Source organism: Rhodococcus sp. USK10 (assembly GCF_019378875.1).
Classification (GTDB): domain Bacteria; phylum Actinomycetota; class Actinomycetes; order Mycobacteriales; family Mycobacteriaceae; genus Rhodococcus_F; species Rhodococcus_F pseudokoreensis.
The window spans coordinates 4,240,604-4,254,515 of record NZ_CP076048.1 but is presented as its reverse complement, the minus strand read 5'-3'; the positions used below and the strand labels follow the sequence as shown (position 1 = coordinate 4,254,515).

The following is a 13,912-nucleotide window of genomic DNA, read 5'->3' as shown; positions in this document are numbered from 1 at the left end:
GGTTCGCCTGGTCTCGTCGCTCACGGTCGGTGACACCTCAGTCCCGGTAGGTGGCGGTCGGCGGTCCCGTGACGGGGCCGAGCACCGTCAGCCAGCTGTCGTAGAGCCTCATCCACGTTCCGTCTGCGCGCATCCGATCCAGAGTCCCGTTCACGAAACGCACCAGATCCTCGTTGCCCTTGTTGACCCCGATACCGTACGGCTCCGACTCGAGCGGCGGGCCGACGATCTCCAGATTCGGGTCCTGCTCGGCGAGCCCGGCCAGGATGGAGTCGTCGGTGCTCGCGGCGTCGGCCCGACGCTGCTGGAGCGCCACCAGGCAGTCGTCCCAGTCGGGCACCGTCACGATCGTCGCCTGGGGCTGCACCCGGCGAACAGTATCCAGTGAGGTGGTGTCGGCGACGGTGCAGACACGCTTGCCCGCCAGATCTTCCGGGCCGGAGATGCCGGAGACCTTCGGCACCAGCAGTCGCTGGTATGCCTGGAAGTACACGGTGGAGAAGGCGACGCGTTCGGACCGTTCACACGTGATCGTCGTGCTCTTGACCACGAGATCCACGGCCTTCTTCTCGAGGGCGTCGAAACGGTCGCCGGACGTGAGCAGGCGGAACTCGACCCTGCTGGGGTCGCCGAACAGGTCCCGCGCCATCTCACCCGCGACGTCGACGTCGAATCCCATCAGCATGCCGGTGGTCGGGTCCCGGAAGCTGAACAGGTTGGTGTTCTGGTCGATCCCGACGACGAGCCTGCCGCGTGCGGTGATCTCGGCCAGTGTGCTTCCCGGCGCCTGGACGTCCGGCGCGGCGACCGGGCGCAGACTCGCGAGCGCGCCGCAGGAGTCGGGTGCGGGTGGTTCCGCGGGCACGTCGCCGGTGGGCGGATGGATCTGAAGCCCGTTCGTCAACGGCTGTTCGGAGTAGTCGCCGCTGGCGATGGGAGTGAGGGGTTGCGGGGCGGCGCAGCCGGCCGCGAGAACGGTGGCCACCGCAGCGGAGACCAGGAGGGCGCGCGGGCACGTCCGCCGTCTCGGTCGCCTCACCCGCGTCATCAGTGGTACTCGTTCAGTCTGGGCCAGATCCCCCCACCGACGGCGAACCCGCAGAGCACGCCGATCACCATGCTACCCACCGCGAGCAGCGACAACGAGCGAAAGGACTCGGTCATTCCGTCGACTTCCTCGCCGCGGAAGCTGTCGATCCCGTGCTGCAGCGCCTCGTCGAGTGCCGCGAACGTCGCGGGGGACGCGGAGTCCGCGGGGCCGATCGCGACGGCCGTCGCCCCCGGGTAGTCCCCCACCTCCAGCCTCTGCTCCAGCATCTCGTGCGCGTGCCGCCAGTCGCCGAGTGCCGTCACCGCCTCGTCGATCGGCTGTGCGACTCCCGGTCCGTGGGAACCGCCCTGCAGCCCCGCGAGGACGTCGGCCAGGTCGGCGGAACGGCGGGCGTAGTCGATCTCGGACTGTTCGTCGGAGCCTCGCTGCAGCAGCGCGAGGGTCTCGTCCGCGCGGGCCTGCTGGGCGAGGATCCTCGCCTGGGTGATCGTCGCGAGTGGTTGCGCCCCTTCGGTTCTCGCGCGGTCCGTGGCCGCGGTGGAGACCAGGGCGGCGCCGGCCAGCCAGATCAGGAGGGTGACGGCGAGCAGGGACGCGACGACGAGGCCGGGGTTGATGCGGCGTTTGCTCTTGCGCGCCAGGTACACCTGCGCGAGGAGGAGCGCGACGAGCAGGGCGACGGTGGCGGCGAACGCGATTCTGGGGAGCCGTCCGGTGAGGACCTGGGTGTCGGCGACGGCCCTCGACTGCTCCGAGTACAGACGTTCGGCGGCGGGCAGGATCGTGTCCTGCATCATCGAGGAGGCGTCGCTGAGGTAGGCGACGCCGACCGGGTTGCCCGATCGATTGTTGGCGCGGGCCGTCGCGACCAGGGTGGTGTACGCGGCGAGGTTCCGGGACACCTCGGACAACTGGGCGAGGGCGGCGGCGTCGGTCGAGTCGACCCCGTTCGACGCGGTGACCAGCGCATTCGATGCGTCCCCGATCGCCTGGTTGTACCGATTGCGGACGGCGATCGGCTCGACGCCGCCCGAGATGAACGACGTGGCCGCCGCGGCGTCGGCGATGGACAGCGAACTGTAGAGCCGCTCGGCCGCGTAGGTGAGGGGTTCGGTGTGCGTCCGCAGGGTCTCGATGCGTTGTTGCCGGGCGCCGATCGCCGCCGACGTGACCGCCCCGGTCGCCAGCGCCGCGGTGACGAGCACGATTCCCAGCACGGACAGCCGTCCCGGGGTCGAGACGAGGAATTCCCGCCACGGCCGGCGCCGGGAGTCGGGCTCGACGAGCAGCGACTCGTCGAGCGAGTGTTCTTCGGTGACGACGTCGTCTCCGCGGTGGAACACGGTGTCCTCCTCCGCCGAGGTCTTCTGCAAGTGTGCCCCGATTCGCGGCGGGTCGTGCCGGAAAAAGCCGATGTGGCATCGGGGGCACAAAAGCGGGGCAGGGACCGCCGGTGCGGTCCCTGCCCCTCTTCGGCAAGGCGTGTGTCAGTGTTGTTCGCGCGTCACGACTCCGACGAGTTGTTCCGCCTCGGCACCCGTGTCGGCCGATTCCGCGGGCGGGGTGACGGTGTCGAGACGTTCGGCGCTGGTGCGGCTGCGCCGGCGGAACTCGTAGCCGATCAGGATGAAGGCCAGCGTCACCACACTCAGCCAGAACTGCGAACGGGTGGTGGGGAGCACGGCCATCGCCGCGATCACGGTTCCCATCAGCGCGATGGTCGCGTAGCTGAGCCAGGGGAACAGCCACATCTTCAGGCTGAGGGCCTCGGGATCCTGCGCCTCCAGCTTCCGGCGGAGCGCGACCTGGGATATCGCGATCATGAGGTAGACGAAGAGCGCCACGGCGCCGTACGAGTTGACCAGGAACGAGAACACGAGATCCGGGGAGACGAACGCGGCGATCACCGAGGCGTATCCGATCACCGTCCCGGCGAGGATGGCGCGCCGGGGCACTCCGCCACCCGACAGGCGGGTGAACATGTGCGGGGCGTCGCCGTTGCGGGTGAGGGCGAACAGCATCCGCGAGGACGTGTACAGGGCGGAGTTCAGACAGGACAGCACCGCGGTGAGGATGACGACGTTCATGATCGTGGCCACCCCGGGAATGTGCAGGGCGGACAGGGCCGCCGCGTAGGGGCTCACTCCGACGGCTTCGGCGCTCCACGGCACCACGGCGACGACCACGAAGATGGATCCGACGTAGAACGTGATGATCCGGACCACGATGGAGCGCATCGCCCGGGCGACGGCCTTCTTGGGTTCCGCGGATTCGGCGGCCGCGATGGTCACGATCTCGGCGCCGGTGAAGAAGGCGACGCAGGGAACGACCGCGGCGAGCACCGCGCCCCAGCCGAGCGGAGCGAATCCGCCGTGATCGACGAGGTTCGCCACCCCGGGGGTCGAGTCCGGCCACAGTCCGGTGATCCACAGGGCACCCAGGCCGAGGAAGAGGACGATCGCGATCACCTTGATCGACGAGAACCAGTACTCGAACTCGCCGAACGACCGTGCCGACACCAGATTGGTGCAGGTCAGGATGACGAGAAGGCCGAGGCTGAGGATCCACAGCGGCGCGGACGGCAGGTAGAGCTGGAGTATTCGACCGCCGGCGATCGCTTCGACGGCGACGACGATGACGAAGAAGTACCAGTACATCCAGCCCACGGAGAATCCGGCGCGATTGCCGAGCGCTTCCCTGGCGTACACGTAGAACGATCCGACCACCGGCCTGGCCACGGCCATCTCCGCCAGCATCCGCATGATCAGGAGCGTGATGACCCCCGCGATGAGAAACGACACGATCGCCGCCGGACCCGCGCTCTCGATGACGACACCGCTGCCGACGAACAATCCGGCACCGATCACGCCGCCCAGGGCGATGAGATTCATGTGCCGCTTCTTCAGGCCCTTTCCGAGCCCGGAGTCCGTGCCGTTTTCTTGGTCGGAGTCCTGGGATTGGGCCGGGGGTGGTGTTGCAGTCACGTTTTCCTCCACTGTGCGCTGACCGGAAACGTCAGGTCGCCATCGCGATCCGGGTCGGATCACCGGCGGTTGGAACGGAGAACAGTGCCGGCGGAGAAAGAGGAGACGGTCCACCGCGAACTGAACTGTTGATGTGATGCACAACACTGTATGGAGGGTGCGGTGGGGAGCACAGTGCCAGTTCCGGAGCGCCTCTGAGGTCCAGATTGTGAGGTTTGACGGTTGCGGCGGTGGTGCGGAGGCTCAGGTCGGCGTCACAGCGGTGCGGTGATCGGCGCCTCGGGTGCCTCCGTGACGCTCGTGTGCCCGGTCTCGAGGTACTCGGTGACGGCCTGGTCGACGGCGGCGTTGCCGCCCTGGATCCCGGCGCCGTGATCTCCGCCCCCGACGGTGACGAGGTTCGCCCCCATGTCGTGGGCGAGTCGAACTCCGCCCTGATAGGGCGTCTGCGGGTCGCGCAGGCCCTGCAGGACGAGCGGCGCCGTCGCCAGCCCCCGATTGGTCAACGCGGGCGGCGCGACGACGGGCGGCGCACCGGCGCAGAACGTTCCGGAGCTGTAGCCGTACCCGATGAGATCGAAGAGATCGCCGGTGACGAACGTCGAGAACAGCCAGCCGGGGATGCGGTCCGGCCGGGCCGCGACGGCGTTCTCGTTGCACAGCACGAGCGTCTGCATCGTCTGAGACTGGAGCAGTCGCGCGTACTCCTGCTCCGTCAGGTCGTTCAGCCCGGCACCCTCGGGGATCGCGCCGGGTCCGTCGCGGACCATCCGGGCCAGGAGTGGCCAGTTGTTCCGGGCGGGAAGAAGTTGCCGTGTCATCACGTAGATGCTGGACGACGTCTGGGTGTGCGACGGATTTGCGATGCCCCGGATGAAGGCCTCGAACTGGACCCGGGCAGGCCCGGTCAGATCGACCCCGCCGCGGTAGGCGTCGGCGAGCGATTCCAGGCCTGGCGGTACGTCACCGACCTGCGCGGGCGGCGGCGCGAGTGTCGGGTTGCCGCCCGCCTCCTCGACGATCCGGTCCGACCACCGCTGGTAGACCTTCAGCGGAGTGTCGCCGAGCCCGTACGTGTCGTCGTGGGCGGCGACCCAGTCCATGAGGTCGTAGAAGCGTTCCTTGTAACCGTCGTTCTGCTGCCACAGCACGTCGTTCCACAGCCACTTCTGGTCGACCGCGGAATCGAGGACCATCCGGCCGGTGTGCTGCGGGAACAGTGTCGCGTAGGTGGATCCGACGATGGTGCCGTAGGACAGGCCGTAGATGTCGATGACGTCCTCGCCGAGCGCGGCCCGGACCTGCTCCCAGTCCCGCGCGGTGTTCTCGGTCGTCAGGTGAGCCGTGGTGCCCGGCGCCGCGGACTCGCACGCGGCACGCGTTGCGGCGCCGCCGAAGCCGAGGCCCATCGCCGTCGTCTGCTCGGGAGACAGGGCGCAGTCGACGGCGCCGGCGTACGGGAGCCCGCGCGGTTGCACACCGATCACGTCCCACTGTGCGCGGACCGCGTCGGGCAGCACGTCGACGAACACGCTGTTCGAGCCGATCGCGTCTCCGCCCGGCCCACCGGGATTGGTGAACAGCACGCCTCGCCGCGCGGCGGGATCCTCGGCACGGTGGCGGGTGACGAGGACGTCGATCGTGCCGGCCGCCGGATCCGCATAGTTGCGGGGAACAGTGACCGACCCGCACTGCTCGGACGCCGGATCGAGTTCGTATTCGGCCGGGCAGGGCCCCCAGTCGAGTTCGTCGCTCGGCGCCGGTTGTGCGGCGGCGATCGGTGTGACCCCTGCCGCGAAGACGACGCTGATGCCGACGGCCAGGGCCAGTCGTTCGAAGATCCCCCGCATACTTCCGCTGCCCCCTCGTGGTCTCGCGATCGTTCCGCGGCCAGTCTCTCAGATCTCGTCCACCGCAGCGGGATGTGCGACCGCGTCCGTGCGTCAGCCGGCGCCGAGACCGACCACGGCGACCATCAGGGGCAGCAGGACGATGATCAGAATCCCGCCGATGATGTCGAACGTGATGCCGCTTCGGATCATCGTGGTGATCCGTACCGCGCCGGAGCCGTAGACCACGGCGTTCTGCGGCGTCGACACCGGCAGCATGAAGCCGAACGACGCGGCGAATGTGGCCGCGAGGGCCGGGACGAACGGGTTGACCCCGGCCGCGATCGCCACCGGAATCACAATCGGCACCACGACCGCGGCGGACGCCGTGTTGCTCGTCGTCTCCGACACGGCGATGGCCAGGACCACGGCGAAGATCGTGATGGGGACGACGCTCGACAGTCCCAGCGAATCCGCGACGGAGGTGCCGATCGTTTCGGCGAGACCGGTGTCGGCGAGTAGGGACCCGAAAATGATGCCGGTGCCGAACAGGACGATCGTGCCCCAGTCGATCTTCGCCGCGTCCCGCCAGCGCAGGGTGAACTCGCGTTGTTCCCAATCGGTCGGCAGCAGGAAGAGCAGCGCCGCCCCGAACACCGCCACCATGCCTTCGTCGAGTCGGTCAGAGATCGTGATGTACAGATCGGAGTCGTTGCCGGCGATCACCGCGACGACGCCGGGCAGGATCCACAGCGTCACCGTCACCCCGAACGCGACGAGCGTGTTCTTCTCGGCACGGGACAGGGGGCCCATGTCGGCGCGCTGCTCCGCCAGATAGTCGGAGACGCCTTCGATGCGCCGGATCTCCGGTTTGTTGAGGCGCAGCAGGATGAAGGTGAGCGCGATGAACATCACCAGGCAGATCGGGACGGCCATGACCATCCACTGCCCGAACGTGATCCGCTCCCCGGTGGCTTCCTCGATGAGCCCGCGTCCGATGAGGTTCGGGGGGCTCCCGACCGGCGTCAGCAGGCCGCCCACGCTGGCGCCGTACGCGAGCATCAGCATGATCGCGGCGCCGACGCGGAGCCGCAACGGGTCGAAGTCCGGTGCGACCACACCGCGGTGCTGCATCAGCTTGGCGATGACGCCGAGGATGCCCAGGGCTGTGGGCAGCAGCATGGCCACCGTGGCGGTGTTGGACACGAACGCCGACAGCCCGCACGTGATGAGGCCGAACGCGACGATGACTCCGGTGGTGGACTGGCCGACCCGGGGCAGCGTCAGGATCCGGAACGCGAACCGCCGCGCCACGCCGTGCTCGAGCATCGCCTGAGCGAGGATGAACGCGCCGATGAACGTGAAGATCGTCGACGAACCGAACGCCGAGAGGACCTCGTCGGCAGGCGCCACCCCCAGAAACACCACGACGGCCACACCGAGCAGCCCGCCGATCGGGATCGGCACCGCCTCGGACACCCACAGCACGATGACACCGAGCAGGACGCCCGCCAGCGTCTGCTGGTTCGGCGGGATATCGAGGGGAAGCGCGAGGAATCCGATGGTGATCAGCGGCGCGAGAAAGAGCCCGATCGTGCGGCGGCCCTTTTCGAATCGCTCCTCGGCGGGTGAGAGTTGCTGTTCGCCGAGGCTGCGGTACGTCGAGTGTCCGAGCAACGCCTTGTCGACGTCGGTTCGATCGCCCTGGTTGTCGGTGGTCATGGCGCCTCCCGCGGCGACGTGGATCGGTACGGAAGTAGTACCCGTCGAAAACAGCGTTATGCGCTGGTCCCTCCCTCGCCCCCGGATCTGGCTCTGGGCGGGCGCTGTTTCCGAGTCGTAAGGTGAGGTGACTCACCAAATAAGTGATGTGGATCACACCTGCTCGGTGCCCGCCCTGCACCCCCGTCCGGCGACGGACGGCAGCAGGCAGCCGGCGCGCTCGGTCAACGCCCTCTGGAGGAAATGTGGACAGTACCGCTCCCGAACACACCGACAGTTCCGGTCTCGGAAAAGGCCTGAAACGCCGGCACATGAACCTGATCGCGCTCGGTGGCGTGATCGGTGCCGGCCTGTTCGTGGGCAGCGGCGTCGTCATCGGCGGCGCGGGACCTGCCGCGATCATCTCCTTCCTCATCGCGGGCATCATCACGTTGCTGATCATGCGGATGCTGGCGGAGATGGCGGTGGCCAGGCCGGTGGTCGGCTCGTTCTACGTCTACGCCCGCCAGGCGCTGGGGCGTCGGGCCGGGTTCGCGACGGGGTGGATGTACTGGTACTTCTTCGTCATCGTCGTTGCGGTCGAGGCCATCGCCGGCGGCCGGATCCTGCAACTGTGGATCCCGATGGTGCCGCTGTGGATGCTGAGTCTGGGGCTGATGCTGCTGCTGACGGCCACCAACATGGTGTCCGCCCGCTCCTACGGCGAGTTCGAGTACTGGTTCTCCTCGATCAAGGTGGTCGCGATCGTCCTGTTCCTCGGGATGGGCGCCCTCTGGATCACCGGGTTGTGGCCCGATTCGACGCCGGGGCTCGGCAACCTCGTCAGTCACGGCGGATTCACCCCGCTGGGCTGGGGTGCGGTGCTCGCCGCGGTCGTCCCCTGCGTCGCCTTCTACACCGGGGCCGAGATCGTGACGATCGCGGCCGCCGAGTCGGAAGAACCGAAACGTGCTGTCGCCCGGGCCATGCGGTCGATCGTGGCGCGGATCGTGACGTTCTACGTCGGGTCGATTCTCGTGGTCGTCACGATCCAGCCGTGGGACACCGAGAGCGTCGGTGTCAGTCCGTACGCGTCGGTGCTCGAGGTGCTCGGGATTCCCGGCGTCGCCACGATCATGAACTTCATCGTCCTCACTGCGGTACTTTCCTGCCTGAACTCCGCGCTGTACACCACGTCACGAATGTTGTTCGCGCTCACCCGGAACGGCGATGCACCCAAATTCTTCACGAAGCTCTCCCGCAACGGCGTGCCCCGTCGCGCGATTCTGCTCGGCACGACCATCGGCTACATCTCGGTCGCCTGCACGTACGTGTGGGGCGACGTCGTGTTCAACTTCCTCGTCAACTCCTACGGCGCCGTCGCGCTGTTCGTGTACCTGTTGATCGCCGTCTCCCAGGTGGTGCTTCGCCGGCGCCTCGAACGCGAAGATCCCGCGGCACTGCAGCTTCGGATGTGGTTGTTCCCCTGGCTCAGCTACGCCACCATCGCGCTGATGGCCACGGTCATCCTCGCGATGGCCTTTCTCCCGAGCACCCGCTCGCAGTTCCTCATGAGCGGTCTGACGCTGATCGCCATCCTGGTCAGCTACGAGGTGCGCAGGTGGCTCGGCAAGGCAGGTGTCGACGACGAATCGCTCTCCGCCGCTCCCCCGGTCGGTTCGGCGGACGAGTCCGTCTCGCAGGCCGAGAAGCGGATCGAGTCGGTGGAGACGCTCGGCGGCTCGGACATCGAACTGGCCGCCGCGGCGCAACAGGAGCCGAATTCTCATCGCCACCACCGGAGGCAGTCGTGAACACCGATGCGGTGACCTGATCGAACGTGCAACAGCCGATGACGAGATCATGCAGACGAACCCCGGCCGGCCCGCTCCTGCGGTGCCGGACGGCGCTCGTCGCGGCAGTGTCTCTGTGCGTGGTGGGTGGGGCGTGCGCGGCCCCCTCGGCGCTACCTCCACCCCTCGCCGGCGACTATTCGCAGTACTCGCTCCCGGACGGTGCCGAGATCCTGCCGCCCACGGCAACCGTTCCGCCGCCCCCACCGGATCCCTCCTCCTGTGGCGCACTGTCGAGTCTGAAGCCCGACCCCGGTCTGCGGCCGGAGACGGCGCCGCCGGGGTCGGCGCTGGCCGCGATCGTCGCGCGGGGACGGCTGATCGTCGGAACCGACCAGAACACGAACCTGTTCAGCTTCCGGGACCCGTCGACCGGCACGCTGTCAGGGTTCGACGTCGACCTGGCGCGGGAGATCGCCCGCGACCTCTTCGGAGACCCGGACAAGGTGGAATTCCGTCTGCTCACGTCGGCCGGCCGCTTCGATGCACTGGAGAGAAACGACGTGGACCTGGTGGTTCACGCCACCTCCATCACGTGCGAGCGCGCCACCCGGGTCGGATTCTCGTCCGTGTACTTCGAGGCGTTCCAGCGCCTGCTCGTACCGGAGGGATCCGGCATCACTTCTCCCGCGGACCTGGCAGGCAAACGGGTGTGCACGTTCATCGACACCACGTCCCTCGCCACGATCCAGCGGGTGGCACCCGAAGCCACGATCGTGGCTGTCCCCGACTGGGACGATTGCCTGACCACGTTGCAACTGGGCCAGGCCGACGCGGCGACAACCGACAACTCCATCCTCGCCGGCCTCGCCGCGCAGGATCCGAACCTCGACATCGTCGGCCCGAATCTGGAACTGGAGCCGTACGGCGTCGTCGCGAACAAGAACAACGACGCTCTGGTCCGTTTCGTGAACGGAACCCTGGAACGGATGCGCGAGGACGGGACGTGGAATCGCCTGTACGACCGGTGGCTGAGCCTGCTGGGCCCGACGACGGGTCCACCGGCGCCGAGTTACCGGGACTGACGGGTCACGGGCCGGTCCCGCAGAACAGGACCGGCCCGCACTCGTCGATCAGCCCAGCAGTTCGGGGATCGTCGCGGCGCTCTCCAGGATGTGCGTGTGCGGCTCCGGGCGCAGCGTCGCGGCGTCGTGGGCGCCGGTCAGAACGCCGACCACGTACCGCGCCCCGGCGTTCGTGCCCGCGCGCAGATCGTTGGGGGTGTCGCCGCCGACCAGGACCTCGTCGACGCTCTGCACGCCCGCCAGTTCCATCGCACGGAAGATGAGATACGGCGACGGCCTGCTCATCCGCACCTGGTCGCTGGTGATCACGCCGTCGATGTCGCGCCCGATCTCCCAGCCGACCTGCTCGAGCAGCGGCTGTGCGATCTCGCGCGAGTATCCGGTCTGGAGAACGACCTTGACGCCGCGCTGCCGCAGGGTGCCGAACGCATCGTGGACTCCCGGCAGAGCGGTCGGAGGTGTCTTCCGATACGCCCCGAGAAGCATTGCGGTGAACTCGGATTCGACGGAGTCGAGAACGGCCGTGTCGGCCGGGGCCCCGCTCTCGCGCAGCAGTCCCTCGATGGCCTGTCGCTTGCCGGTGCCCTTCCAGCGGTCGAAACGGTCGTCCGGAATCGGCCCGCCGAGGTAGTTCTCGACGGTGTCGCGCAACGCCACGTACACGGCGCCGCCCTCGTCGACGCTCGTGCCGGCAATGTCCAGGGTGACCAGCGAAACCCGGGGGTCGGTCATGGGGTGACTCCTTCACAGTTGAGCCACTGACAGGCGCGCGGTCAGTGGGCGATCATCGACAGCACGTCGGCGATGACGTCGCTGTTGGTTCCGTGCGACAGATCGAGCGTCCGGCAACGGTCGTAGTACGGGCTCAGATCCAGCCCGACGCCCAGGCCGTAGACCTCGACCGCGCGTTCGTCCTCGTGCCGTTCGACCACGACCTGGAGGTGGTGGTCCAGGTAGAATTCGTCGTTGGCCAGCGCGGTGGCGCCGTCCAGTGGGCTGCCGTCCGAGATCACGAACAGCAGCCTCCTGCCCGGGCCGCGGTCGCGCATCCGTGAGCACGCCCAGTCGACGGCCTCGCCGTCGACGCCCTCCTTGAACAGGTCGTCCTTCAGCAGTCCCGCGATGGCGGGACGCGCACGGCGCCAGGTGGTCTCGGCGTCCTTGAACACCAGCTGCCGGACCTCGTTGAGACGTCCCGGATCGTCCGGACGGCCGGACCGGAGCCAGTCCCTGCGGGCCCGGCCGCCGTTCCACGCGGTGGTGGTGAAGCCGAGGATCTCGCACCGGGCGTCGGCCAGTTCCAGCGCCCGCGCGAACACGTCGACCAGGACGGCGACCGGTTCGCTGAACTTCTTCATCGAACCGGAGCAGTCGATGAGGAACGTCACCGTGGTGTCGTTCCGCGGTTCGGTGCGTTCGGCGCGGAAGAGTCTGCGTTCGGTCGGCGAGGTGACGAGCTGCGCGAGCCGGCGACCGTCGATGTAACCCTCGTCCCGGCCGCCCTCCCAGCCGTCGCGGGCGGGTTCGGACAGCAGGCTCTTCAGCTGCCTTCCGAGTCTTCGGACGTTGAGACGATTGTCTTCGATGCCCACGTCGAGGCGCAGGCGGAAGTCCCGGAGCAGTTCGGGCCGGACGAGGGACGCGATCTGCCGGGTCTCGTCGTAGGCGCGGGTGAACACGCGGTAGCCGTCTCCGCCGTCACCCAGCGCGCCGCTGTGCCCCGACGCGGCCGTCGCGAACTTGTCGTTCTCGTCCGGCTCGAAGTCGAAGAGCAGGGAAAAGGTTGCGGCGCGGTCGCGCCTCGTATCGTCCGATTCGTCCGCGTCCGCGGCCTGCTCCAGTCGTCGGCCGATGACGTCGGCGATCGCCAGCGCATGCACCGCGAAATCCGATTGCGAGTGCCGGGTTCGGCGTAGCTGCGGAAGCTGTTCGCCGAGCACGGAGGCCAGGCCGAACCGGGTCGATTCGATCAGATCCTGCGTGGTCTCGGGTATCGGCTCGGCGGTGATCCGTGCCCGGCACATCTGTATCACCGTGAACAGGAGCATGCCGTGCACGGTCTCCGTCAGGCCGGACGCCACGAACTCGTGCGACCACCGCGAGAATCGGTGGGCGAGATTCGCGCGCACCCCGTCCCACGCGCCGGCGGCCAGGGATTCGACGCGGAACTGTTCGAGAGTGTCGAAGATCAGCCGACTCGGCGTGTCCTCAGGGCACAGGGTGCGGTGCAGTGTGGGATCGGTGTGGAGCAGTCGCAGCGCCATGCCGTCGCCCGCACCGCGGAAGGAGGCGACGTCGGCGCGGTCGAACGACGGGTGCAGGTGCGGGGCGGGCATCGGCACACGCCGATGTCCGCGATGGAGTTCCGTTCCGCGAAAATGCAACTCACCCTGACCCGTCAGAGCGCGGATGCTGCCGGCGCAGAGTTCACGAACCTCCTGCCGACGACGGACCGATTCGGGGCACACGGGCAGTTCTGCCATGACCGCCCGCTCAGGCCGTGCTCGCCGCGAGCATCGCCGACCACTCGGGTTCCTCGTCGAAGCATCGCTGGAAGTACTCGGCGACGACGGGCCGCTCGGCCTCGTCGCACTTGTTGACGAACGACAACCGGAACGCCAGCGCCGGGTCGTGGAAGATCTCGATGTTCTCGGCCCAGGTGATCACCGTGCGCGGCGACATCAGCGTCGACAGGTCGCCGAGCCGGAAACCGTTGCGGGTCAGATTCGCCACGGCCACCATCGACGCGATCAGCGACCGCCCGACGGACGGCACGCGCGCGGCCACGATCTCGATCTCCTGTTCCGCGGGGAGATGATCGAGCGTCGCGACGATGTTCCAGCGGTCGATCTGCGCGTGATTGAGCCGCTGCGCACCGTGATACATCCCGTTGAGGTTTCCCAGTCCGACCGTGTTGGCGGTGGCGAACAACCGGAACGCCGGATGCGGAGTCAGCACCCGGTTCTGATCGAGCAGGGTGAGTTTGCCGTCGCGCTCGAGGAGACGCTGGATGACGAACATGACGTCGGGGCGGCCGGCGTCATACTCGTCGAGGATGAGGGCGACGGGACGCTGCAGCGCCCAGGGCAGGATGCCTTCCTGGAATTCGGTGACCTGCTTGCCGTCTCGCAGGACGACCGCGTCCCTGCCGATCAGGTCCAGCCGGCTGAGGTGGCCGTCGAGGTTGACCCGCACGCACGGCCAGTTGAGCCTCGCCGCGACCTGTTCGATGTGCGTGGATTTGCCGGTGCCGTGCAGTCCCTGCACCATCACTCGGCGGTTGCGGTCGAACCCGGCGAGCAGGGCGGCGGTCACCGCGTGATCGAACCGGTACGCGGGGTCGACGTCGGGGACGTGGTCGACCGGTTCGCGGAAGGCACGCACCGTCAGGTCGGTGTCGAGTCCGAACAGCTCACGCGCGGAGAGCACATGGCTGGGTGCCGCAGTGGTCATTTCGGGCATGCGCCCT

10 protein-coding genes are annotated in these 13,912 nt (G+C 68.1%); 2 read left to right on the top strand and 8 right to left on the bottom strand.

Translation table 11 applies throughout. From position 1 onward, the window contains the following. Positions 1 to 37 precede the first annotated feature (37 nt). The 5 genes from I1A62_RS26500 to I1A62_RS26480 all read right to left on the bottom strand — a co-directional run bounded on the left by I1A62_RS26500 (position 38) and on the right by I1A62_RS26480 (position 7,586). The gene (locus I1A62_RS26500; RefSeq protein WP_219455248.1) at positions 38 to 1,048 is read right to left on the bottom strand and encodes a glutamate ABC transporter substrate-binding protein; all 1,011 of its coding nucleotides are present in this window, start codon (positions 1,046 to 1,048) and stop codon (positions 38 to 40) included. After that, positions 1,048 to 2,424, bottom strand: a complete 1,377-nt coding sequence (locus I1A62_RS26495) for a hypothetical protein (protein WP_308340753.1) — start codon at positions 2,422 to 2,424, stop codon at positions 1,048 to 1,050. The genes I1A62_RS26500 and I1A62_RS26495 overlap by 1 nt, the downstream gene beginning before the upstream one ends. Before the next feature lie 114 nt (positions 2,425 to 2,538). Continuing rightward, entirely contained in the window at positions 2,539 to 3,942 is a 1,404-nt protein-coding gene (locus I1A62_RS26490) for an amino acid permease (protein ID WP_374710844.1), read from the bottom strand. A gap of 347 nt (positions 3,943 to 4,289) precedes the next feature. Further along, entirely contained in the window at positions 4,290 to 5,885 is a 1,596-nt protein-coding gene (locus I1A62_RS26485; RefSeq protein WP_257890544.1) for an alpha/beta hydrolase, read from the bottom strand. A gap of 93 nt (positions 5,886 to 5,978) precedes the next feature. After that, positions 5,979 to 7,586 carry a DASS family sodium-coupled anion symporter gene (locus I1A62_RS26480; RefSeq protein WP_219455243.1) on the bottom strand — a complete coding sequence of 536 codons (1,608 nt, stop codon included), beginning with the start codon at positions 7,584 to 7,586 and terminating at the stop codon, positions 5,979 to 5,981. Between the two features lie 245 nt (positions 7,587 to 7,831). Here I1A62_RS26480 and I1A62_RS26475 point away from each other — a divergent pair, with 245 nt between their 5' ends. Together I1A62_RS26475 and I1A62_RS26470 are read left to right on the top strand one after the other, a co-directional pair. Further along, a complete protein-coding gene (locus tag I1A62_RS26475; RefSeq protein WP_219455241.1) occupies positions 7,832 to 9,379 on the top strand; it encodes an amino acid permease in 1,548 nt (515 codons plus the stop codon). Between the two features lie 38 nt (positions 9,380 to 9,417). Further along, positions 9,418 to 10,443 (top strand): glutamate ABC transporter substrate-binding protein, encoded by a 1,026-nt coding sequence (locus I1A62_RS26470; protein ID WP_219455239.1) that lies wholly within the window; start codon positions 9,418 to 9,420, stop codon positions 10,441 to 10,443. Positions 10,444 to 10,491: 48 nt separating this feature from the next. On the opposite strand, the gene I1A62_RS26465 is transcribed toward I1A62_RS26470, so the two are convergent. From I1A62_RS26465 to I1A62_RS26455, 3 genes are read right to left on the bottom strand one after another with little or no spacing between them, the layout of a single operon-like run. Beyond that, entirely contained in the window at positions 10,492 to 11,175 is a 684-nt protein-coding gene (locus I1A62_RS26465) for a phosphonatase-like hydrolase (protein ID WP_219455238.1), read from the bottom strand. 41 nt (positions 11,176 to 11,216) lie between these two features. After that, a complete protein-coding gene (locus I1A62_RS26460) occupies positions 11,217 to 12,926 on the bottom strand; it encodes a cobalt chelatase (protein WP_219455236.1) in 1,710 nt (569 codons plus the stop codon). 10 nt (positions 12,927 to 12,936) lie between these two features. Further along, positions 12,937 to 13,905: an AAA family ATPase gene (locus I1A62_RS26455; protein ID WP_124394858.1), complete on the bottom strand. Its 969-nt coding sequence runs from the start codon at positions 13,903 to 13,905 to the stop codon at positions 12,937 to 12,939. Positions 13,906 to 13,912: the final 7 nt, after the last annotated feature.